Source organism: Variovorax multivorans, assembly GCF_051216835.1.
Lineage (GTDB): Bacteria > Pseudomonadota > Gammaproteobacteria > Burkholderiales > Burkholderiaceae_C > Variovorax.
Genome location: NZ_JBPJZL010000004.1, coordinates 586,437 through 608,910, shown reverse-complemented (window position 1 = coordinate 608,910; position 22,474 = coordinate 586,437). Strand labels below are relative to the sequence as shown.

Below are 22,474 nucleotides of genomic sequence, written 5' to 3'. Positions count from 1 at the left end.
CCAGGGTGAGGGGTTGACCGCCTGCACCCCATGCTGAATTACTTTCTCAAACGACTGTTGGGCCTGATCCCCACGCTGCTCATCGTGGCGGTGCTGGTGTTCCTGTTCGTCCACATGCTGCCCGGCGACCCGGCGCGCCTTGCCGCCGGCCAGGAGGCCGACGAGCAGACAGTGGCCATGGTCCGCGCGGAGCTCGGGCTCGACAAGCCGCTGCCGCAGCAGTTCGTGAGCTTCTTCACCCACATGCTGCAAGGCGACTTCGGCACCTCGATCCGCACGCGGCGGCCGGTGTCGATGGAGATCGGCGAGCGCTTCTTCCCGACGGTGATGCTGACCATCACCAGCATGGTGTGGGCGGTGATCTTCGGCATGGGCATCGGCATCGTCTCGGCGGTGTACCGCAACAAATGGCCTGACCGGCTGGGCATGACGCTGGCCGTGTCGGGCATCTCTTTTCCCGCTTTTGCCCTGGGCATGCTGCTGATGCAGATCTTCTCGGTACAGCTCGGCTGGCTGCCCACTGTGGGCGCCAGCACCTGGAAACACTACATCCTGCCCTCGATCACGCTGGGCGCGGCCGTGGCCGCCGTGATGGCGCGCTTCACGCGGGCCTCGTTCGTCGAGGTGATCCAGGAAGACTTCGTGCGCACCGCGCGCGCCAAGGGCGTGCGCGAATCCAGCGTGGTGTTCAAGCACACGCTGCGCAATGCGCTGATTCCGGTGGTCACCATGATGGGCCTGCAGTTCGGCTTCCTGCTGGGCGGCTCCATCCTCGTGGAGGCGGTGTTCAACTGGCCCGGCCTCGGCCGCCTGCTGGTCGATGCCGTGCAGATGCGCGACTACCCCGTCATCCAGACGCTGGTGCTGCTGTTCTCGCTCGAATTCATCCTGATCAACCTGGTGGTGGATGTGCTCTATGGCTACATCAACCCGACCATTCGCTACAAGTGAGCAAGCAGCCATGACGCAAGCTTCCGGCGTGCCTGCCGAAACCCTCATTCCCACGACACCTGTCGCGGCCGTCCAGATCGCGGGCAAGGTCCGCACGCCCTGGGGCGAATGCTGGCGCCGCTTCAAGAAGCAGCCGGTGGGCATCGTTGCCGCGCTCTTCGTGCTGCTGCTGGTGTTCGTCGCGGTGTTCGCGCCGTGGATCGTGCCCTTCGACGCGGAGAACTTCTTCGACTACGACATGCTGAACACGGGGCCTTCGGCCACGCACTGGTTCGGCGTCGATCCACTGGGCCGCGACATCTTCAGCCGCATCCTGATGGGTGCGCGCATCTCGCTGATGGCGGGCTTTCTTTCAGTGCTGGTGGGCGGCTTCGTCGGCACGGCCTTCGGCCTGCTGGCGGGCTACTACGAAGGCTGGTGGGACCGCATCGTGATGCGCGTCTCTGACGTGCTGTTCGCCTTTCCCGGCATCCTGCTGGCGCTGGGCGTGGTCGCCATCCTGGGCAGCAGCATGACCAACGTGGTGGTGGCTGTGTCGGTGTTCAGCGTGCCGGCGTTCGCGCGTCTCGTGCGCGGCAACACGCTGGTGCTGAAGCAGCAGACCTACATCGAGGCCGAGCGCAGCATCGGCGCTTCAGACTGGACCATCATCGTGCGGCACATCCTGCCGGGCACCATCTCGTCGATCGTGGTGTATTTCTCGATGCGCGTGGGCACCTCGATCATCACGGCCGCCAGCCTGTCGTTCCTGGGCATGGGCGCGCAGCCGCCAACGCCCGAATGGGGCGCGATGCTCAGCGAAGCCCGCGCCGACATGGTGACCTCGCCGCACGTGGCGCTGTTCCCCAGCCTGGCCATCTTCTTCACCGTGCTCGCCTTCAACCTGCTGGGCGATGCACTGCGCGACGCGCTCGATCCGAAGATCGACCGCCAGTAATTTCCGTTCTTCTCCTTCATGTCTTCCAGCAAGCAGCAAGCCCCTCTCCCCTTCATCGGCAACCTGCTCCAGGGCGAACGCAACACCATCACCGACGTCGCGGGCGTCACCGTGGGCCACCAGACGCTCAGCGACGGCCCCGTGCAAACGGGCGTGACGGTGATCCGGCCCCATGCCGGCGACCCGTTCCGCGACAAGGTGCCGGCCGCTGCCGTAGTGCTCAACGGCTTCGGCAAGAGCGTGGGTCTGGTGCAGGTGGCCGAGCTCGGCGTGCTCGAAACGCCGATTGCGCTGACCAACACTTTCTCGGTCGGCACGGTGGCCACGGCGCAGATCCGCCATTGCGTGGCCGACAACCCCGAGAGCGGACGCACGCTGCCCACGGTCAACCCGCTGGTGTTCGAGTGCAACGACGGCTTTCTGAACGACATCCAGCGCATGGCCGTGACCGAGGCCGACTACCTGCAGGCGCTGGCTGATGCCGGCGTCGACTTCGAGCAGGGCTCGGTCGGCGCGGGGCGCGGCATGTCGAGCTTCCAGCTCAAAGGTGGCATCGGTAGCGCATCACGGCGGGTGTCCGCTCGCGAAGGCGGCTGCCACACCGTAGGCGCACTGGTGCTGGCGAACTACGGACGCCAACCGCAACTGGTGCTGGCCGGGCATTCGGTAGGCGACCGGCTCGCGAAGCTTCAGGCCGCGCGCAGCCTGCCGGCGGTGGACGAGGCCGAGAAGGGCTCGATCATCATCGTGGTGGCCACCGACGCGCCGCTCGACGCTCGCCAGTTGCGCCGCCTGGCGCTGCGCGCGGGTGCCGGGCTGGCCCGCACGGGCTCGGTCTTCGGGCATGGCAGCGGCGACATCGTGCTGGCCTTTTCCACCGCCTACACGGTGCCCGACCGCGTCGAGCGACCGATGCCGGCCGTGGCGATGCTGCACGACGGGCTGCTCGACGGGCTGTTCCAGGCCGCGGCCGACAGCACCGAGCAAGCGATCATCCATGCCCTGTGGCGCGCAACGCCTGTCACCGGGCGCGACGGCAACCACCGCGCCGCGCTGGGCGACGTGCTGCCCGCCTCCGCCCTTCTTTCTACCCACGCCTGACTGCGAGCCGCTCCATGAAAGTCCTGATCTCCACCGACATCGAAGGCGTCGCCGGCGTCTATCACTCCGAGCAGGTGCGCCCGGGCAACCCCGAGTTCGAACGCGCGCGCCTGCTGATGACGCAGGAAGCCAACGCAGCGATTGCCGGCGCCTTCGACGCAGGCGCCACCGAGGTGCTGGTGAACGACTCGCACGGCGGCTTTCGCAACATGCCGCCCGACCTGCTCGATGCGCGTGCCCGCGTCGTGCAGGGCAAGCCGCGCTACCTGAGCATGGTGGCGGGCGTGGAAGAAGGCGTGGACGCTGTCTGCATGGTCGGCTACCACTCGCGCGCGCAGGGGCGCGGCATCCTGGCGCACACGATCAACAGCTTTGCCTTTGCCGGCATCTCGCTCGGCGGGCAGGAACTGGGCGAGGCCGGGCTCTATGGCGCACTGGCCGGGGAATACGGCGCACCGGTGGTGATGGGCAGCGGCGACGACGTGTTCATCGCCGAGAACCGGCCACTCTTTCCGCACGCCACCTTCGTCGAGACCAAGAAGGCCACGGGCTGCACCAGCGGCATTTCGCTGTCGCCCGAGCAGTCGCGCCGGGCGATTCGTGCGGGGGTGGAAGAAGCGCTGGCCGCGCGTTCGAACGCGAAACCGCTCGTTTTCAAGGGCCCGCAGACCGTGACGCTGCGCACCCAGTCGCCCGCGCTGGCCGACCTGTTCTGCCAGTGGCCGACCTTCGAGCGCATCGATGGCGTCACGCTGCGCTTCACGGCCGATACGGTGGAAGCGGCAGTGCGCATGCTGAACTGCTGCTCGGCGATGTCTTCGATGCTGCGCTGACGCGCCAGCCCCTCTTCAGGCCTGCATGGCGAAGCGGATGGCCGCGCGGCCAGGAACCCGCTCGCCCATCCGGGCCTTGTCCGGTTCCTAGAATTCCCGGGTCCGGCAACTCTTTTCCGGCCATCTCGCCTTATCCGGAATAAGCATCAAACCGTCCCGCAACCCGCATGGATGCTGGCGAATAAGCTTATCCGCATAAAGCGCGAACCAAAAAATAGTTTGTTTCCATAAGGCGGGCTTTCAGAATCTCGGCTTCTTGCTGGGGCGCTGGACGCACCGCACTTCAAGACATACGCACGCACGATGTACCAATACACAGAATTCGATCGCCAGTTCGTCCACCAGCGGGCTGCCCAATTCCGCGACCAGCTGGAGCGCTGGCAAAAGGGCAAGCTCGCCGAAGACGAGTTCCGCCCCCTGCGGCTGCAAAACGGCTGGTACGTGCAGCGCTACGCGCCGATGCTGCGCGTGGCCGTGCCTTACGGTGAGCTCTCGAGCCGCCAGATTCGCGTGCTGGCCCGCATCGCCCGCGAATACGACGAGCCCGAAGCCGAGGTCTACAAGAAGGCCATCGAAACGCAGGGCCTGCTCGGCAGCCACAAGCTCCCAACCCACTACGCCCACTTCTCGACGCGCCAGAACGTCCAGTACAACTGGATTCCGCTGGCCAAATCGGCCGACGTGATGGACCTGCTGGCTTCGGTCGACATGCACGGCATCCAGACCAGCGGCAATTGCATCCGCAACATCACGAGCGATGAGCGTGCCGGCATTGCCGTCGACGAAATCGCAGATCCGCGCCCGTTCGCGGAAATCATGCGCCAGTGGAGCACGCTGCACCCCGAGTTCGCGTTCTTGCCGCGCAAGTTCAAGATCGCCATCACGGGCGCCACCGAAGACCGCGCCGCCACCGGCTGGCACGACGTGGGCCTGCACGTGGTGAAGAACGAAGCCGGCGAAATCGGCTTTCGCGTGCAGGTGGGTGGCGGCATGGGCCGCACGCCCATCATCGGCACCGTGCTGCGCGAGTTCCTGCCGTGGCAGCAGATCATGAATTACCTCGAAGCGGTGATCCGGGTCTACAACCGCTATGGCCGCCGCGACAACATCTACAAGGCGCGCATCAAGATTCTGGTGAAGGCCGAAGGCCAGCGCTACATCGACGACGTGGACGCCGAGTACAAGCAGATCCTCGAACATGACGGCGCGCCGCACACCATCACGCAGGAAGAGTACGACCGCGTGGCCGCCTCCTTCGTGCCGCCGACGCTGGCCACCCGCGTGCTGCAAAGCGCCGAGAAGACCGACGCCGAACTGCGCGCCCACGCCGCAGACGACGTGCAGTTTGCCCGCTGGCTCGCCCGCAACGTGGCGCCGCACAAGAACCCTGCGCTGCGCGCCGTCACGCTGTCGTTCAAGCGCCTGAAGCAGGCGCCCGGCGATGCATCGGCCGACCAGCTCGACACGCTCGCCCAACTGGCCGACCGCTTTTCGGCCGGCGAAGCCCGCGTGACGCACGACCAGAACGTGGTGCTGCCCTGGGTGCATGCCGAAGACCTGCACGCGCTGTGGCTCGCCGCCCGCGCCGCCGGCCTCGCCAGCGCCAACGTGCACCTGCTGACGGACATGATCGCCTGCCCCGGCGGCGACTTCTGCGCGCTGGCCAATGCGCGCTCCATTCCCATCGCGGAAGCCATCACCGAGCGTTATCAAGACCTCGACGAGCTCGACGACCTTGGCGAGATCGATCTGCACATCAGCGGCTGCATCAACTCGTGCGGCCACCACCACAGCGGCCACATCGGCATTCTTGGCGTCGACAAGGACGGCAAGGAGTGGTACCAGGTCACCCTCGGCGGCTCCGACGGCTCCGCGCTCAGCGGCACGCCGCAGGCCGGCAAGGCTGTCGGCCCCTCGTTCTCGGCGGCCGAAGTGCCGGGCGTGATCGAGGCCGTGCTCACCACCTACCGCGACACCCGCGAAAGCGGCGAGAACTTCATCGACACGCTGCGCCGCGTGGGCCCGGACCCGTTCAAGGCCGCCGCCAACGGTGCGCGTTTCAAGGTGGAGGAAGCAGCATGAACAAGAAGCTCAACATCCTTTCCGCAGAGGAACACATCGACGACGGCGACCCGAAGGTGCTGCAACTCGCCAACGATGCCGACCCGCTCGCCATCGAGGTGTGCCTGGCCGATATCGAGCGCATCGACCTGAACTTTCCGAAGTTCACCGATGGCCGCGCCTACAGCCAGGCCTTCCTGCTGCGCCGCCGCCTCGGTTTCACGGGCGACATCCGCGCCACCGGCGACGTGCTGATCGACCAATTGGTGCAAATGGAACGCACCGGCTTCTCCAGCGCCGTGCTCAAGGAAGGCGTTGACGCCTCCGACGCGCAGCGCCAGTTCGACCGCTTTGCCGCCTTCTACCAGGGCGACGCAGTGCAGACCGCGCCGCACTTCGCGGCCGGCAACTGAGAGCGAATGGGAACCTTCGACATGAGCATTGCCACGGACATCGACTTCGCACGCATCAACACCGAGCTCGGCCGCAACGCCGAAGGCCTGGTGGACTGGGCGATCGGCCTGGGCCAGCCCGCGATCATCACCACCAACTTCCGCCCTTTCGAGGCCGTGATCCTGCACATGGTCACGCGCGCAAAGCGGAATGTTCCCGTGGTCTGGATGGACAACGGCTACAACACCGAGGCCACCTACCGCTTTGCCGACGAGGTGACGAAGCAGCTGGGCCTGGACCTGCACATCTACCTGCCGCGCCGCTCGCGTGCACATCGCGAAGCAGTCGAGGGCCCGACCCCGGCGCTCGACGATCCGCGCCATGCCGCCTTCACTGAAGAAGTGAAGCTGGAGCCCTTTGCCCGCGCATTGCGCGAGACGGCGCCGAAGGTCTGGTTCACCGCACTTCGGGCCACCGACACGGCCGTGCGCGCGCAGATGGACCCGGTCAGCGTCAATCCCGATGGCCTGATCAAGGTCGCGCCGCTGCTGCACTGGTCTTCCAAGGAGTTGTACGAGTACTGCGAGGCGCACGGCCTGCCGAACAACTTCGACTACGTGGACCCGACCAAGGGCGAAGACAACCGCGAGTGCGGATTGCATCTCTCGCACTGAGAGCCAACGGCTCACCCAACGCCTCACTGATCATCCGCACCCAGCACCTCATCCGATGAACGCCCGTACCGAAACCGAACTGCTGCTGTCGCCGGCGCACCTGTCCAACACGCACCTCGATGCGCTGGAGGAAGAAACCATCTTCATCCTGCGCGAAGTGGCGGCCGCCTTCGAGCGCCCCACCCTGCTGTTCTCGGGCGGCAAGGACTCGCTGGTGCTGCTGAAGTGCGCGGAAAGGGCCTTCGGCGTCGGCCGCATTCCCTACCCGCTGCTGATGATCGACACCGGCCACAACTTCCCCGAAGTAACGGCCTACCGCGACCAGCGCGCGAAGGAACTGGGCGCCGAGCTGATCGTGCGCAGCGTCGAAGATTCAATGAAGCGCGGCACCGTGCGCCTGGCCCATCCGGGCGAGTCGCGCAACGCGCACCAGTCGGTGACGCTGCTCGAGGCGATCGAAGAATTCCGCTTCGACGCGCTGATTGGCGGCGCCCGCCGCGACGAGGAAAAGGCGCGCGCCAAGGAACGCATCTTTTCGCACCGCGACAGCTTCGGCCAATGGCAGCCCAAGGACCAGCGCCCCGAGCTGTGGACGCTGTTCAACACCCGGCTCGCTCCGGGCGAACACTTCCGCGTGTTCCCGATCTCGAACTGGACCGAACTCGACGTGTGGCAATACATCGAGCGCGAGCATGTCGGCCTGCCGTCGATCTACTACACGCACAAGCGCGAAGTGGTGGAACGCCGCGGCCTGCTGGTGCCGGTGACCGAACTCACGCCGCCGCGCGACGGCGAAACGGTGCAGGTGCGCGACGTGCGCTTTCGCACCGTGGGCGACATCACGACCACCTGCCCGGTCGAGAGCCTCGCGGCCGACGCGGGTGATGTGGTGCTGGAGACGCTGTCGGTCGATGTCAGCGAACGCGGCGCTACCCGGATGGACGACATGACCTCCGAAGCATCCATGGAAAAACGCAAGAAAGACGGTTACTTCTGATGAGCGCGACGACGACTGCTACCCCTGTGAACACCGCTACCGCCAATGTGCATGGCGACACCGGCACCGCCCTGCGCTTCATCACCTGCGGCTCTGTCGACGACGGAAAGAGCACGCTCATCGGCCGCCTGCTGGTCGACAGCAAGACCGTGCTGCAAGACCAGCTGGCCGGCGTGCAGCGCGGCGGCGAAACCGACCTTGCCCTGCTGACCGATGGTCTCTCGGCCGAGCGCGAGCAAGGCATCACGATTGACGTGGCGTATCGCTACTTCTCGACCGCCAAGCGCAAGTTCATCATCGGCGACGCGCCGGGCCATGAGCAGTACACGCGCAACATGGTCACGGCCGCCTCGGCCGCCGACGCCGCCGTGGTGCTGGTCGATGCGACCAAGCTGGCCTGGGCTGCCGAAGTGGAAGACGGCACCGTGGTCAAGCGCGAACTGCTGCCGCAGACGCGCCGCCACACGCTGCTGTGCCATCTGCTGCGTGTGCAGTCGATCGTGTTCGCAATCAACAAGCTCGACGCCATCGACGACGCCGGCCTCGCCTTCGAACGCATCTCGACCGCGCTGAACGCCTTTGCCGAAGCGGCCGGCGTGCAGGTGGCAGGCATCGTGCCGATCTCGGCGCTCAAGGGCTGGAATGTGGCCACGCGCCATGCCGACTGGGTCGGCTACGAAGGCCCGAGCCTGCTCGAGCTGCTCGAAGAGCTGCCCGTCACGGCACAGGACGAGGACGTGCCTTTCGCCTTCCCGGTGCAGTGGGTCGAGAAGTTCTCTTCTTCCGCCGACACCTCGCAGGGCCGCCGCGTGTTCTGGGGCCGCGTCGCCTCAGGCCATGTGGAACCCGGCCAGCGCGTGACCGTGCTGCCGAGCAACCAGACCGCCACGGTCGCGCAGGTGCTGAGCCACACGCGCCAGCCGAAGGCGGTGCATGCGGGCCACAGCGCCGGCATCGTGCTCGACCGCGAGGTCGATGTGTCGCGCGGCGATTGGCTGCTGGCGCCCGGCGCCTTCGAGCCAGTGCGCGAGATCACCGCCACCGTGGCCTGGCTCGACGACGAGCCGCTGGTCGCGGGCCGCGTGTACTGGGCGCTGCAGGGCCACCGCTGGGTCAAGGCCAAGGTGGCGCGCATCGTCGATCGCGTGAATATCACGACGCTCGAATCGGAGCCCGCGACGCAGCTGGAAGCCAATGCCATTGGCGACGTGGTGCTGGCATTGCAGCAGCCGCTGGCCGTGCTGCCCTTCACGCAATCGCGTGCGCTGGGCTCCCTGGTGCTGGTCGATACCGCCTCCCACAAGACCGCTGCTGCCGTGCTTGTGCAGCCCGCCGCCGCAAAGGCCTAAAATCTCGGGTTTCCCCCGATCTCACACTGACGTTAAAAGACAAATGACTCACGTCGTCTCCGAAGCCTGCATCCGTTGCAAATACACCGACTGCGTGGACGTTTGCCCCGTCGACTGCTTCCGCGAAGGTCCCAACATGCTGGTGATCGACCCGGATGAATGCATCGACTGCGCAGTCTGCATCCCCGAATGCCCGGTCAACGCGATCTACGCCGAGGAAGACCTGCCGGCCAACCAGATCGCCTTCATCAAGATCAACGCCGAGCTGGCGCTGGCCGACGGCTGGAAGAGCATCACCAAGCGCAAGCCCGCCCTGCCTGACGCCGAAGAGTGGAAAGACAAGACGGACAAGATCGGGGAGCTGGTGCGCTGAGCACCTTGGCTACCCCCATCGAAACCGACGCCCTGATCGTCGGTGCCGGCCCCGTGGGGCTGTTTCAGGCCTTCCAGCTGGGCCTGCTCGAAATCTCCTGCCATATCGTCGACGCACTGCCCGCCGCGGGCGGCCAGTGCGTGGCGCTGTATGGCGACAAGCCGATCTACGACATTCCCGGCACGCCCGTGACCAGCGGGCGCGACCTGGCGCAGTCGCTGTTGCAGCAGGTGGCGCCGTTCAAGCCGCAGTTTCATTTCGGCGAGCAGGTTGCCACGCTGGAGCGCCAGGCTGACGAGCGTTTGCTGCTGACTACTTCGGCCGGCAAGGCGTTCCTTGCGAAGACGGTGTTCATTGCCGCCGGTGTCGGGGCCTTCGTGCCCAAGCGCATCGCAGTCGAAGGCATTGCGCAGTTCGAAGGCAGCTCGCTCTTCTATCACCCCGATTCGCTGGACCGCTTTGCCGGGCAGACGGTGGTGGTGAACGGCGGCGACGACATCGCGCTGGAAACCGCCATTGCGCTCACGGCCACGGCGAAGCAGGTCACGCTGGTCCATCGGCGCGATGGCTTCCAGGCCGATGAGGCCAATATTTCGGCCATGCGCGCCCTCGTGGCCGCGGGCAAGCTGGCCTTCAAGGTCGGCCAGCCCACCACCTTCGACGGCAAGCAACTGCAGATCACCACGCCTGACGCAACGACTGTCGATCTGCCGCTCGACGCGCTGATCGCCTGTCTCGGCATCTCGCCGCGCCTCGGCCCCATCGCCGATTGGGGCCTGGAGTTGGAGCGCAAGCAGGTGCCAGTCGACACCGAGAAGTACGAAACCCGCGAGCGCGGCGTGTTCGCGGTGGGCGACATCAACACCTATCCGGGCAAGAAGAAGCTCATCGTCTGCGGCTTCCACGAGGCCACACTGGCCGCCTGGGGCGCCACGGCCATCGTGTTCCCGGGCAAGGCTGTGCCGCTGCAGTACACGACCACCAGCACGCGGCTGCACGAGCTGCTGGGCGTCTCCGGCTCCCGTTAACGCGCACCGGGCAGCAGCGCCCGGTATTCGCCGATGAAGCTGCCGATGGCGGCAACGTAGCGGTCGATATCCGCATCCGTCAACGGCAGCGACAGCACGACGAAGCCGCGCGGCGAGGTGTAGATGCCTTCGCTCAGCAGGTGGAAAAAAAGCAGCTGGCGCAGGCGCCCATCGACTGGAGTCAGATCGTCGATGCTGCGCACCTCGCCAGCCACGAAATGCGCGTTCATCAGCGAGCCCAGCCCGGTGAACTGCATCGCGACGCCCTCTTTCGCGCACAGCGCATTGAGCCTCACCCTCATTGCATCGCCCCGCTCTGCCAGCGCACCGGCTGCCTCGGGCGTGAACAGCTTGGTGAGGCCTGCGTAACCGGCGGCCATCGTCAGCACGTTGTTGTTGAAGGTACCCGAGTGGGCCAGCGACCCGGTGCGCGGGTCGAACAGCGCCATCACGTCGGCACGCCCTCCGAAAGCGCCGAAGGACATGCCGCCGCCGATGTACTTGCCCAGCGTGGTGAGGTCCGAGCGGATGCCCAGCTTGTTTGCCAGCCCGTGCGGCGCCAGGCGCGAGGTCATCACCTCGTCGAAAACCAGCAGCGCGCCGACGCGCGTGGCCGATTCACGCAGTGCTTGCAGGAAGTCGAGGCGCCCCGGAATGCAGCCACTCGCGCCCTGCATCGGCTCGAGCAGAACTGCGGCGATCTCGGCGCCGTGCTTCTCGATCTGCTCGCGCGCCGTCTGCGCATCGTTGTAGGGCAACACGAGAAAGTCGAACGGCACCGTCGTCGGCAGCGGCTTTGCGCCGAAGCCCAGCACGCCGCCGTGATAGCCGCCCGCAAACACCACGATCTTGCGACGCCCCGTAAAGTGCAGCGCGGCAGTCAGCGCCATCAGGTTCGCCTCGGTGCCCGAGTTGGTGAAGCGCAATTGCTCGATCTGCGGAAAGCGCTCGCAGATGAGCCTTGCCAGCCGGCCTTCGAGCAGGTTGTGGCCCGTGAGGTTGATGCCGCTTTGCATCGCCTCGGTGACGGCTTCACGGATCTCGGGCGCGGAGTGGCCGTAGACGCCGGCCGTGTACTCGGCGATGAAGTCGGCATAGCGATGGCCGTCGGCGTCCCATAGCGCGGCCCCCTCGCCCTTCGCGATGGTCAGCGGAAACGGCGCGTAGAACAGCACCGAACGGCTGTTGGCGCCAGGCATGTAGCGCGCTTGCTCCTCGAACTGGCGGTGGCTGGCGGGGTTGCTCTCGGTGAAGCGCTGGTGGGCCCCGGCAAGGGCCTGGTCGATGGCGGCATGGGTCATGGCGGATGTCCTTCGGGTGGTGATGCGATCGTCGCTTGCAGCGCAATTTATTAGTCAGTGATCAATTAATATTATTTATACCGTCAATCAACCTGCAGCACAATGCCCGCAACCATGACGAAGAAATCGCCTCCCAAGCCCCGCACGGCCGGCCGCCCCGCTGGCGGCGGCGCCCTGACGAAACAGCGCATCGCCGAAGTCGCACTGGCGCAGATCGACGAATTCGGCCTAGGCGCCTTCAGCATGCGCGAGGTCGCGGCGCGGCTCGACGTCTATCCGGCCACGGTGCACTGGCACGTGAGCACGCGCGAGGCACTGCTGGCCGCGGTAGCCGCCACCGTCATGGCCGAAGTCACTCCGCCGCCCGGCAAGCTCGCCTGGCAGGCATGGATCGCCGAACTGTTCCGCCGCTGCCGCACCGCGGTGCGGCGCCACCCCAACGTGGCGCAACTGCTGGGCGCGCAGCTGGTGTCGAACGGCAGCCTGCCGATCGAGCTGGTCGAGGGCGTGCTGGCGGCGCTGACCGAGGCCGGCTTCGAGGGCGAGCCGCTGCTGGAGGCCTACAACTGCGTGATCGCGGCGATGCTGGGCTTCCTGACGATGGAGTTCTCGCCCCTGCCCGTGGACAACACCCAGGCCTGGGCCGAGGAGCTGCGCGAGCGCGTGCACACGATTCGCCCGCTCGACCACCCGGTGCTCACGCGCAACCTGGCGCAACTGGCCAACAAGGCCTTCATCCTGCGATGGGACAACGGCACCACCGTGCCGCTCGACAGCAGCTTCGAGCGGCACATCCAGATCACCATCGACGGGCTGGAGGCGTTCGCGCGCAGGGTCAGGGCTGCCTAGGCCCCAGCAGCTCGTACAGCACCATACGCGTCTGCCTGCCGCGCAGCTCGGCCATCTCCTCGATGCGGCGCGTGGCGAGCCGCCCGCCCAGTCCCTCGAATGTCGTCTCCGAGATCAGCGTGCGCGTGCCCAGTTCCTTGTTGGCGCCCTCGATGCGGCTTGCCGCGTTGATCGCATCACCGATGGCGGTGTAAGACAGCCGGTTGCTCGACCCGAGCACGCCGGCGATCACGTGCCCGGTGTGGATGCCTACGCGCGTGCGGAATTCGTGCAGGCCTTCGTCACGCCACTTGCCGTTGAGCACGTCCATTTCGGCATGCAGTTCGAGCGCCGCGATGCAGGCCCGGTATTCCGCATCTTCCAGATCGGAGGGCGCGCCCCACAACACCATGATGCCGTCGCCCATGAACTTGTCGACCACGCCGCCATGCCGCGCAAAGATGCCGGCCGCCAGGTTGAAGTACTCGGTCAATTGCCTCACGAGCACATCGGCTTCCATCGATTCGGAGATGGTGGTGAAGCCCTCCACGTCAGTGAACATCGCGGTGATGCGGCGCGGCGAGCCGCTGGGCGCCAGCGCGTGGCCCTCGGCAACGAGCTGGCGGATGATGTCCACCGGCACGAACTTGCGAAAGGCCTGCAGGCTGCGCGCCGATTCGTCCAACGCCTGGTTCAGATGCTGGATCTCCAGCACCCGGCTCGGCTCGAGCGGCAGGTTGTCGAGCTCCAGCCGCCCGATGCGGCGCGCGACGAGCGCGAGGTTTTCGATCGGCTGGGTCACGAGCTTCGACAGCCGCAGCGAGATGAACAGCGCGATGCCGAGAAAGCTCAGTGTCAGAAGCAATGACCACAGCACCATGCGCTGCAGGCCGCCCAGTAGTAGCTCTTCGGGCTCCCAGCTGACAAGTTGCCACCTGGTGTGCGGTATGTGCGACGTCTGTACGAGATAGCGGCGCCCTTCGTGCTCGATGGAAAAAGCCATGTCGTCAGCGCCGTCCGCCGTGCTGGCGGCGAGCATGTGTGCATGTAGGGCGCCGAGCACGCCGCTGTCGGGCGATTCCAGCCGGCGCACGGGGTCGGGGTGGTCGCTGCGCGCAATCACGTGATGGTCGGAGCTCAGCAAGGCGCTCTCGCCGGTCCCCAGCGCGCCGAAGATGCGCACGAGCTTCGACAGATGCCCCAGCGACACGTTGCCGTCGATTACCAGCTGGCGTGTGTGACCCTCGTCGTCGACACGTGCGCTGGGCAATGAATGGCCGATTGCGAGCTCCCGTGAGTCGCTCATCAGGAAAGGCTGGGTCCACACGGGTCCGTGCGCCTTCATAGCCTCGCGATACCAAGTGCGCTTTTCGGGATCGAAGTCGCTGCGGTAGGCCGAGATGGCCGTCGTAGCGAAGCGCTGTTTCGCATCGCCGCCCTCGGCGTCGGGCGAGCGCTTGTACTGCCAGGTTTCAGTGCTGAAGTCGGGGCCGCGCAGAACCTGCCGGATGGCCGGGGTCGGGTAGCGCACGGCCATCAGCACATGCCCGTCGTCGGTGGCCACGTTGATGCTATCGAGCTCGGGGGTCTGCTCGAGCATGGTCCAGAGCATTTCGGCGGTCTGTTCGCCATCTTCGCCGGTGGCGTGCACGCTGGGCGAGTCGGCGATCGAGCGGATGACTCCCTCGGTCTTGGCGAGGAAGGCGAGCACGTTGTCCTCGACCCGGTCGTGGTTGATCTTGTGCGAGGCCGTGCCCACCCTGGACACCAGCTTCTCCGCGGCCCAGTAGCCGAATGCCACCAGCAGCAGCGACTGCAACAGCGCGACGGCGCAGATGATGGTGCCTACGTCGACCCTGAAGCGGCGCAGGCCGGAGCCAGCGAAATCCCTATCTGCCATGCAAGTCTTTCTTCATTTCTTGTTCCTGCTCGCTTATCGGCGCGCGCTCCCGTTTCTTTGATTGGCAGTTCTTCTTTGGGCGCCGATTCTCTCGTGGCCTGCGCACGTTCTACGGGTTTTCCCTTCCTCGCAAAGGCACGCATGCTGTTGCGACTTCCCCGCAGGGGATAAACTCCGGCCCGCGCCGTGGGTTCCTCGCGGCGTACTTGCTAGGGGTGTTGGGCGGCTTGCCGTCCGGCTGAGAAAGTCCCTTTGAACCTGATTGAGGTAATCCTCGCGCAGGGAAGCTGGTCCGGTGGCCTCTCACGTTCTCTCGCGTGATGGCTGCGCCACTGGGGCCCCGCCCACCTGCCAAACCTTTTGCACTGGAGCAAATGGATGGCAAACGACAACAACAACGACGCGATCGTCTCGAACGAGGCGCTGACGCCGCTGCCCGCGTCCCAGCGCGTGTTTGGCTGGCACGACCATGCTTCGCTCTGGTTCAGCCTCGGCGTGGGCCTGCTGGTGATGCAGATCGGCGCCTACCTGGTGCCGGCTGTGGGCACGCGCGATGCGGTCATTGCCATCGTGCTGGGCTCCTGCGTCGGCGCCGGTCTGCTGGCCTGGACCGCGCGACTGGGCTGCGAGAGCGGCCTGGCCAGCGCCGGCCTGATGCACGCCACCTACGGCAGCGCCTTCGCGCGGCTGCCGGTACTGCTCAACATCGTGCAGCTGGTGGGCTGGACCACCTTCGAGCTGGTCATCATGCGGGAAGGCACGCAGGCCATCGGCCAGTCGGTGGTCGGCCCCTCGCTTGGCACCGCCTGGGGCGGCGTGCTGACCACGCTGCTGTGGGGCGCGGTGCTGCTGGCGCTGCTCGCGGGTTCGATGGTCAGGCTGGTGCGGCGCTTCGTGAGCCGCTTCGGCCTGCCGCTGGTGGTGCTGTCGCTGATCTGGCTCACATGGCAATTCGCGACGCGGCTTCAGGCCAAGGGCCTGGACGCCTTCTGGGCGCGCCTGGGCGACGGCACGATGGGCATGTTCAGCGCGCTCGACCTCGTGATTGCGATGCCGGTGTCGTGGCTGCCGCTGGTGGCCGACTACGCGCGACATGGCAAACGTAATGCCGGAGGGCTGGGCAGCGCGTTCAGCGGCACCTGGATCGGCTATGCGCTGGCGAACATCTGGTGCTACGCATTGGGCGTGATGGTGGTGAGCGTGGCCGAGCCCGGCGTGAGCCTCGTCACCGCGCTGCTGCTGGCGCAGGGCGGGCTGGTGGCGCTGGGCCTGATCCTGATCGACGAGCTCGACAACGCGTATGGCGATGTCTATTCGGGCTCGGTCTCCACGCACAGCCTGCTGCCGCGCTGGAGCGTGAAGCGCTGGGGCCTGCTGCTGGCCGCGCTGTGCATCGCATTGGCGCTGGTACTGCCGATGCACACGCTGGAGCCCTTCCTGCTGCTGCTCAGCTCAGTGTTCGTGCCGCTGTACGGCGTGATCATCGGGCGGCTGGGCAGCGGCCAGTCTGTGTCGCCGGCCGGCACGCGCCAGATCGATCTCGGTGCGGCGCTGATCTGGATCGCGGGCATCGCGGCGTACCACGCGCTCGCCAAGTGGGCGCCGCAGTTCGGCTCTGCCCTGCCGACGCTGGCGGCGACCTTCGTTCTGGCCTGGCTCAGCCGGCCGAAGCTGACAACGGCAGGCGGTGCGTCGGAACTGGCGCAAAGCCGTGGTTGAGGGGGCCATGACCCGCGCCGATCTTCACATCCGCACCGGCAGCCATCGCGCCGAGGATGTAGGCACGCGCCCGTTCGACCGCCTCGGGCAGCGCCGCACCCAACGCAAGGTGCGCGGCAATGGCGGACGACAGCGTGCATCCCGTGCCGTGCAGGTTGCGGCTGGCAATGCGCCTGGAGGCCAGCCGCCTTCTTTCGCCGCCCGATTGCAGGAGCACGTCGACCACTTCGTCGCCCGGCAAATGACCGCCCTTGAGCAACACGGCCTTCGCGCCGAGTGCGAGCAACTCGTTTGCCGCGCCATCGAGCGCATCGACGCCATCGATGGCATGGCCGATCAGCAAGGCGGCTTCGTCGAGATTGGGCGTGACGACCACGGCGCGCGGGAACAGTTCGCGCACCAGCACCTGCACCGTCTCGGCTGCGATCAGGCGGTCGCCGCTGGTGGCGACCATCACAGGGTCGAGCACCACGTTCTTCAGCTGGTAGCGGTCGATGGCCCAGGCCACCACTTCCACCACCTCGGGCGCATGCAGCATGCCGAGCTTGACGGCATCGACGCCGATGTCTTCCACCACGGCCTGGATCTGCGCCTTGAGGAAATCGGGCGGCACGCCGTGAATGCCCGAAACGCCGAGCGTGTTCTGCGCGGTGAGCGCGGTGATGGCCGTCATGCCGTAGCAGCCGAGGGCAGCGAAGGTCTTGAGATCGGCCTGGATGCCGGCACCGCCGCCGCTGTCGGAGCCGGCGATGGAGAGCACGCGTGCGTAGCGCTGGGTAGGTCCTTGGGTCATGCCGAAAATTATCGGCGGTATCGGCAATGCGAAGGAGCACGGCTGTGAGCCTTCCTTTTCAATCGGCCGCCATCCTCGGCGCGGGCCTCATGGGCCGGCTGATGGCGGTAACGCTCGCGCAGGCCGGCTGCAAGGTCGACGTGTTCGAAGCCGGCGGCCCCGATGCCGGAGGCGCTGCAGCACGTGTGGCAGCCGCCATGCTTGCGCCGCTTGCTGAATCGGCCGTGGCGCCGGCGTCGGTCGTGCGCATGGGGCAGCACGCGCTCTCGCGCTGGCCCGAACTGCTGGCCTCGCTGGCGCAACCTGTGTTCTTCCAGCGCGAAGGCACGCTGGTGCTCTGGCATCGGCAGGACAGCGCCGAAGCAGCGCGGCTTGCACGCGTGCTCGCCAGCACCGGCACGCAGGTGCCTGAACTCGCGCCGATGCAGACGCTCGACGGCCCGGCCATCACAGCGCTGGAGCCTTCGCTGGGCCAGCGCTTTGCGCAGGGCGTGTTCCTGCCGGGCGAAGGCCAGCTCGACAACCGCGCGCTGTTGGCGTCGCTTCTTGCGACGCTGCAAGACAACCCTCGTGTCACGCTGCACTGGCAATCGCCGCACGCACCATCAGACTTTTCGCCCGGCACGACGGGCCAGCCCGACTGGGTGATCGACTGCCGCGGCCTCGGCGCCAAGCCCCAGTGGAGCGCATTGCGCGGCGTGCGCGGCGAAGTCATCCGCGTGCATGCGCCCGAAGTGAGCCTGCAGCGCCCCACCCGCCTCGTTCACCCGCGCTACCCGCTCTACATTGCGCCCAAGCCCGGCAACCTGTTCGTGATCGGCGCGACCGAGATCGAGTCTGAAGACATGTCGCCCGCCAGCGTGCGCTCCACGCTCGAACTGCTGAGCGCCGCCTATGCCGTGCACAGCGGCTTCGCCGAAGCGCGCATCGTCGAGATCGCCACTCAGTGCCGACCCACGCTGCCCGACAACCTGCCCGCCATCCGCCAGCCGCAGCCGCGCGTACTGCAGATCAACGGCCTGTACCGCCACGGTTTCATGATCGCGCCCGCGCTGCTCGACGCCGCGATGGAGCTGCTCACGCAGGGCCACGCAGCCCTCGCAAGGAGCTTCGGCATGGAGACCTCCGACACATGAACATCCTGATCAACGACAAGCCTTTCGTGCTACCCGAGCACGCCACGCTCACCGATGCGTTGGCCGCGCTGAACGCCACGCCTCCCTTCGCGGTGGCCGTGAACCGCGAGTTCGTGCCGCGCTCGGCGTATGCCGCGCGCGCACTGCAGTCCGACGACCGCATCGAAGTGATCCGCCCCGTGACGGGCGGCTGAATGATGGAGACAAAGAACATGACGACCACGAACGACCCATTGGTGCTCTACGGCGAAACCTTCCAGAGCCGCCTGTTGCTCGGCACCGCGCGCTACCCCTCGCCCGACTTGCTCGAAGCCGCCGTGAAGCGAGCAAGGCCCGCGATGCTGACCGCATCGCTGCGCCGCCAGACGGCCAGCCAGGGCTCGGGAAACAGCGATCTCGGCAACGGCTTCTGGGAGCTGTTGCGCAAGCTCGACGTGCCAGTGCTGCCCAACACCGCCGGCTGCCACAGCGTGCAGGAAGTTATCGCCACCGCGCAGATGGCGCGCGAGCTGTTCGACACGCCGTGGATCAAGCTCGAGCTGATCGGCGACGACTACACGCTGCAGCCCGACACGCTGAACCTCGTCGATGCCGCGTCGCAGCTGATCCGCGACGGCTTCAAGGTGCTGCCCTATTGCACCGAAGACCTGGTGCTGTGCCAGCGGCTGGTCGATGTCGGCTGCCACGCGGTGATGCCCTGGGCCGCGCCCATCGGCACCGGTCGCGGGCCGGTCAACCCCTATGCGCTGCAGGTGCTGCGCGACCGGCTGAAGGTGCCGATGCTGGTCGACGCGGGCCTGGGCTTGCCGTCGCACGCCTGCCAGGTGATGGAATGGGGCTACGACGGCGTGCTGCTCAACACGGCCGTCGCGCTCGCACAAGACCCTGTCGCGATGGCCGGCGCTTTCGCCGACGCGGTGCAGGCTGGCCGCACCGCCTATCGCGCTGGCGCCATGGCCGCGCAGGACGCCGCGCAACCCAGCACACCCGTACTCGGCACGCCCTTCTGGCATCACGCACCATGAGCACCACGAACGACTCCCGCGCCATCGCGCACGCCGTCGTCGCGGCCCACGGGCTGCGCTTTGGTGCCATCACATCCGCGCCCATCAGTGCACCGAACTTCTCTTCGGACGATCTGGTCTACCGTGGCGCCAAGCAGGCCTGCACGGCCCTCGGCTTCATCGAGATCGATGCCGAATGCCTGGCCCATGCCTGGCGCGCGCAGACACAACGCCTGAGCAACTTCGACGCCACGCTGTGGCCCGACGCGCCCGAAGACTTCGGCATGCGGCCGTTTCCACCCACCGCGCGCGACGACGCATTTCCGACCTGCCCCGAACGGCTCGGCCTGTACGCCGTGCTGCCCGACGCGCAATGGGTCGGCCGCATGGCGCGTGCCGGCGTGCCGACGGTGCAGCTGCGCTTCAAGTCCGACGATGCTGCTGCCATCGAGCGCGAAGTGCAGGCGGCCGTCGAAGCGGTGCAAGGCACCGGCGCGCTGCTCTTCATCAACGACCACTGGCAGGTCGCCATCGTGGCCGGCGCCTACGGCATCCACCTCGGTCAGGAAGACCTGGACGCGCTATCGCCCGACGAACTGGCGCAATTGCGCGCTTCCGGCCTTCGCCTGGGCGTCAGCACGCACGGCTATGCCGAGATGGTGCGCGCCGACAAGGTAAGCCCGAGCTACATCGCGATGGGCGCGGTGTACCCGACCACGCTCAAGAAGATGGCGACCGCGCCGCAGGGCGTGGCCCGGCTTGGCGCCTATGCGCGCCTGCTGCGCGGCTATCCGCAGGTCGGTATCGGCGGCATCGATGCCGTGCGGCTGCCTGAAGTGCTGGCCACCGGCGTTGGCTCCATCGCCGTGGTGCGCGCGCTGGTCACCGCCGAAGACCCCGAGACCACGGCCGCGCAATGGATGACGGCCATGAGCGCCGCCACGGTCAGCAACTGAACAGAATGAAGCAACACACCCTCTCGCCTCTCTCGTGCGCCATTGCCGCCGCTTTTCTTGCCACCGCCTGGAGCGCCCACGCGCAACAGGCCGCGCTGCCTGAAGTCACCGTCAACGATGCAGCCGCCGCGCCGCAAGCCGACATCAGCGGCTTCGGCGACGTGCCGTTGCGCGAACTGCCGATTTCCGCCACGGTGATCGACAGCAAGCAGCTGCGCGACAGCGGCGCACGCCGGCTCGCCGACCTCACGCAGTTCGACGCCTCGGTCACCGACGCCTACAACTCCGCGGGCTACTGGGACTACCTCACGGTGCGAGGCTTCGTGCTCGACAACCGTTTCAACTACCGGCGCGAAGGCCTGCCGATCAGCGCCGAAACGTCGATTCCGCTCGACAACAAGGAGCGCGTCGAAATCTTGCGCGGCACCAGCGGCATCCAGGCCGGCACCAGCGCGCCGGGCGGGCTGGTCAACTATGTCGTGAAGCGGCCCACCGAACAGGACCTGCGCACGGTACGCATCGAGACGACGAGCCGCGGCAGCGTGCTGGGCGCGCTCGACCTCGGCGGGCGCTTCGGCGAGGACCGACAGTTCGGCTACCGGCTCAACGTGGCGAGCGAAAACCTCAAGCCGCTGACGCACAACCTCGACGGCAACCGCAACCTGTTCTCGCTCGCGGCCGACTGGCGCATCACGCGCGACTCGGTGCTGGAGTTCGAGATCGAGCAAAGCCGCAAGACGCAGCCGAGCCAGGCCGGCTACAGCCTGCTGGGCAGCGTGCTGCCGGCGCCGGTCGATCCGCGCATCAACCTCAACAACCAGCCGTGGTCGCAGCCCTCGGTGTTCAAGGCGCTCACGGGCACCGTGCGCTTCAGCCAGGCGTTGAACGCCGACTGGCGCTGGACCGCACAGATCGGCCAGCAGCGGCTGAAGAGCGACGACCGGCTGGCCTACGCCTTCGGCTGCAGCGCCGAAGGCAACTACGACCGCTACTGCTCGGACGGCACCTTCGACGTCTATGACTTCCGCAGCGACAACGAGCGGCGCACGCAGACCGCGGGCAGCCTCAACCTCAAGGGCAACGTGATGACGGGCAGCGTGCGGCACGAGCTCGGCTTCGGCCTGCTGCAAAGCCGCGTGCGCAACCGTTTCGACAACCAGGCCTACAACTACGCGGGCACCGGCAACATCTGGGGCACGGCTGTGGTGCCGGCGAACCCGGACGCCACCACGCCGCAGACCAACCGCGACGAGCGCTCGACAGAGCTGTCGGTGCAGGACGCAATCCGTTGGAACGATCGCTTCATCACCTGGCTCGGCGTGCGCCACACGCGGCTCGACCGCAGCAGCATCGGCAACGACGGCTCGAGCCCGACCGGGTACAAGCAGAACGTGACCACGCCGTGGATCGCGGCAAGCTACGCCATCCAGCCGGGGCTGCTGGCCTATGCAAGCTGGGGCAAGGGTGTCGAGTCGCAGGTCGTGCCGAACAGGATTTCGCAGTACAGCAACGCGGGGCAGGCACTGCCCGCGCTCACCTCGCGCCAATGGGAACTGGGCCTGAAGGGCGGCAGCGAGGCATTCAACTGGCAGGTCGCGTGGTTCGACATCTCGCGGCCGATGACCAACATCGACCTGTGCGGCGCTTACTGCGAAGTGCGCAACGACGGGCGCGCGGTGCATCGCGGCCTGGAGGCCGGTGCTCAATGGGTGCAGGGGCCGTGGCGCATTGGCGGCAGCGTCGCGGTGATCGATGCCAAGCGGCGCGGCAGCACCGCGAATCCGGCGCTCAATGGGCAATCGCCGACCAACGTGCCCAAGGAAGTGTTGCGTGCGCAGGCCGCATACCGCGTCGCATCGGTGCCGGGCCTTGAAGTGGCGGGGCAGCTCTCCTACGAAGGCCGGCGCAACGTGCTGCCCGACGGCTCGATCACGCTGCCTTCGTGGACACGCGTCGATGCAGTGCTGCGCTACGACACCAAGCTGCGCGGCGTGAACACAAGCTGGACGCTGGCCGTCGACAACCTGTTCGACCGCCGCTACTGGAAGGAATCGCCCTACCAGTTCAGCCACGTGTATCTGTTCCCGGGTGCGCCGCGCACGCTGCGTCTGGGCCTGAGCGTTGCGCTTTGAACGCACTC

Annotated in this window: 21 protein-coding genes and 1 riboswitch; of the genes, 18 read left to right on the top strand and 3 right to left on the bottom strand. The window is 66.8% G+C overall.

The window, feature by feature from the left end:
• Nucleotides 1-30: 30 nt before the first annotated feature.
• From gsiC to ACSFCA_RS13215, 11 genes are all read left to right on the top strand, one after another.
• Entirely contained in the window at nucleotides 31-951 is a 921-nt protein-coding gene (gsiC, locus tag ACSFCA_RS13265; protein ID WP_435459825.1) for a glutathione ABC transporter permease GsiC, read from the top strand.
• 10 nt (nucleotides 952-961) lie between these two features.
• Nucleotides 962-1,888, top strand: a complete 927-nt coding sequence (gsiD, locus tag ACSFCA_RS13260; RefSeq protein ID WP_093054511.1) for a glutathione ABC transporter permease GsiD — start codon at nucleotides 962-964, stop codon at nucleotides 1,886-1,888.
• Between the two features lie 18 nt (nucleotides 1,889-1,906).
• On the top strand, nucleotides 1,907-2,989 hold the full coding sequence (locus ACSFCA_RS13255) for a P1 family peptidase (RefSeq protein WP_435459824.1): 1,083 nt from the start codon (nucleotides 1,907-1,909) through the stop codon (nucleotides 2,987-2,989).
• 14 nt (nucleotides 2,990-3,003) lie between these two features.
• Nucleotides 3,004-3,822, top strand: a complete 819-nt coding sequence (locus ACSFCA_RS13250; protein WP_258355174.1) for a M55 family metallopeptidase — start codon at nucleotides 3,004-3,006, stop codon at nucleotides 3,820-3,822.
• Between the two features lie 303 nt (nucleotides 3,823-4,125).
• The gene (locus ACSFCA_RS13245; RefSeq protein WP_258355175.1) at nucleotides 4,126-5,904 is read left to right on the top strand and encodes a nitrite/sulfite reductase; all 1,779 of its coding nucleotides are present in this window, start codon (nucleotides 4,126-4,128) and stop codon (nucleotides 5,902-5,904) included.
• Nucleotides 5,901-6,296 (top strand): DUF934 domain-containing protein, encoded by a 396-nt coding sequence (locus ACSFCA_RS13240; protein WP_435459823.1) that lies wholly within the window; start codon nucleotides 5,901-5,903, stop codon nucleotides 6,294-6,296. The genes ACSFCA_RS13245 and ACSFCA_RS13240 overlap by 4 nt, the downstream gene beginning before the upstream one ends.
• A 21-nt stretch (nucleotides 6,297-6,317) precedes the next feature.
• Nucleotides 6,318-6,950: a phosphoadenosine phosphosulfate reductase domain-containing protein gene (locus tag ACSFCA_RS13235; RefSeq protein ID WP_258355177.1), complete on the top strand. Its 633-nt coding sequence runs from the start codon at nucleotides 6,318-6,320 to the stop codon at nucleotides 6,948-6,950.
• A 55-nt stretch (nucleotides 6,951-7,005) separates the two neighbouring features.
• Complete coding sequence (gene cysD, locus ACSFCA_RS13230) at nucleotides 7,006-7,947, top strand: sulfate adenylyltransferase subunit CysD (protein ID WP_435459822.1); 942 nt, start codon at nucleotides 7,006-7,008, stop codon at nucleotides 7,945-7,947.
• On the top strand, nucleotides 7,947-9,296 hold the full coding sequence (locus ACSFCA_RS13225; RefSeq protein WP_258355178.1) for a sulfate adenylyltransferase subunit 1: 1,350 nt from the start codon (nucleotides 7,947-7,949) through the stop codon (nucleotides 9,294-9,296). Before cysD ends, ACSFCA_RS13225 begins: the two co-directional genes overlap by 1 nt.
• A 43-nt stretch (nucleotides 9,297-9,339) precedes the next feature.
• On the top strand, nucleotides 9,340-9,669 hold the full coding sequence (gene fdxA, locus ACSFCA_RS13220; RefSeq protein WP_056599092.1) for a ferredoxin FdxA: 330 nt from the start codon (nucleotides 9,340-9,342) through the stop codon (nucleotides 9,667-9,669).
• On the top strand, nucleotides 9,627-10,697 hold the full coding sequence (locus ACSFCA_RS13215) for an NAD(P)/FAD-dependent oxidoreductase (RefSeq protein WP_435459821.1): 1,071 nt from the start codon (nucleotides 9,627-9,629) through the stop codon (nucleotides 10,695-10,697). The genes fdxA and ACSFCA_RS13215 overlap by 43 nt, the downstream gene beginning before the upstream one ends.
• Here ACSFCA_RS13215 and ACSFCA_RS13210 read toward each other — a convergent pair.
• Nucleotides 10,694-11,998 carry an aspartate aminotransferase family protein gene (locus ACSFCA_RS13210; protein WP_435459820.1) on the bottom strand — a complete coding sequence of 435 codons (1,305 nt, stop codon included), beginning with the start codon at nucleotides 11,996-11,998 and terminating at the stop codon, nucleotides 10,694-10,696. The two genes, ACSFCA_RS13215 and ACSFCA_RS13210, sit on opposite strands and share 4 nt — an antisense overlap.
• A gap of 114 nt (nucleotides 11,999-12,112) precedes the next feature.
• On the opposite strand from ACSFCA_RS13210, the gene ACSFCA_RS13205 reads away from it, so the two are divergent.
• A complete protein-coding gene (locus ACSFCA_RS13205) occupies nucleotides 12,113-12,847 on the top strand; it encodes a TetR/AcrR family transcriptional regulator C-terminal domain-containing protein (protein ID WP_435459819.1) in 735 nt (244 codons plus the stop codon).
• Here ACSFCA_RS13205 and ACSFCA_RS13200 read toward each other — a convergent pair.
• Entirely contained in the window at nucleotides 12,834-14,726 is a 1,893-nt protein-coding gene (locus tag ACSFCA_RS13200; RefSeq protein WP_435459818.1) for an adenylate/guanylate cyclase domain-containing protein, read from the bottom strand. The two genes, ACSFCA_RS13205 and ACSFCA_RS13200, sit on opposite strands and share 14 nt — an antisense overlap.
• A gap of 201 nt (nucleotides 14,727-14,927) precedes the next feature.
• Nucleotides 14,928-15,028, top strand: a riboswitch (TPP riboswitch).
• A gap of 76 nt (nucleotides 15,029-15,104) precedes the next feature.
• Between ACSFCA_RS13200 and ACSFCA_RS13195 the strand changes: the two genes are divergently transcribed.
• The gene (locus ACSFCA_RS13195) at nucleotides 15,105-16,445 is read left to right on the top strand and encodes a purine-cytosine permease family protein (RefSeq protein ID WP_435459817.1); all 1,341 of its coding nucleotides are present in this window, start codon (nucleotides 15,105-15,107) and stop codon (nucleotides 16,443-16,445) included.
• Here the strand turns inward: ACSFCA_RS13195 and thiD are convergent.
• Nucleotides 16,384-17,238: a bifunctional hydroxymethylpyrimidine kinase/phosphomethylpyrimidine kinase gene (gene thiD / locus ACSFCA_RS13190; protein ID WP_435459816.1), complete on the bottom strand. Its 855-nt coding sequence runs from the start codon at nucleotides 17,236-17,238 to the stop codon at nucleotides 16,384-16,386. The genes ACSFCA_RS13195 and thiD overlap by 62 nt on opposite strands.
• Before the next feature lie 44 nt (nucleotides 17,239-17,282).
• On the opposite strand from thiD, the gene ACSFCA_RS13185 reads away from it, so the two are divergent.
• Genes ACSFCA_RS13185 through ACSFCA_RS13165 form a run of 5 tightly spaced genes read left to right on the top strand, consistent with a single transcriptional unit; the run spans nucleotide 17,283 to nucleotide 22,466 of the window.
• A complete protein-coding gene (locus tag ACSFCA_RS13185) occupies nucleotides 17,283-18,374 on the top strand; it encodes an FAD-dependent oxidoreductase (protein WP_435459815.1) in 1,092 nt (363 codons plus the stop codon).
• Nucleotides 18,371-18,568: a sulfur carrier protein ThiS gene (thiS, locus tag ACSFCA_RS13180; RefSeq protein ID WP_435459814.1), complete on the top strand. Its 198-nt coding sequence runs from the start codon at nucleotides 18,371-18,373 to the stop codon at nucleotides 18,566-18,568. Before ACSFCA_RS13185 ends, thiS begins: the two co-directional genes overlap by 4 nt.
• A gap of 18 nt (nucleotides 18,569-18,586) precedes the next feature.
• Nucleotides 18,587-19,399 (top strand): thiazole synthase, encoded by an 813-nt coding sequence (locus ACSFCA_RS13175; protein ID WP_435459813.1) that lies wholly within the window; start codon nucleotides 18,587-18,589, stop codon nucleotides 19,397-19,399.
• Nucleotides 19,396-20,334 carry a thiamine phosphate synthase gene (locus ACSFCA_RS13170; RefSeq protein ID WP_435459812.1) on the top strand — a complete coding sequence of 313 codons (939 nt, stop codon included), beginning with the start codon at nucleotides 19,396-19,398 and terminating at the stop codon, nucleotides 20,332-20,334. The genes ACSFCA_RS13175 and ACSFCA_RS13170 overlap by 4 nt, the downstream gene beginning before the upstream one ends.
• A gap of 5 nt (nucleotides 20,335-20,339) precedes the next feature.
• Nucleotides 20,340-22,466 (top strand): TonB-dependent siderophore receptor, encoded by a 2,127-nt coding sequence (locus tag ACSFCA_RS13165; protein ID WP_435459811.1) that lies wholly within the window; start codon nucleotides 20,340-20,342, stop codon nucleotides 22,464-22,466.
• The last annotated feature ends 8 nt before the right edge of the window (nucleotides 22,467-22,474 follow it).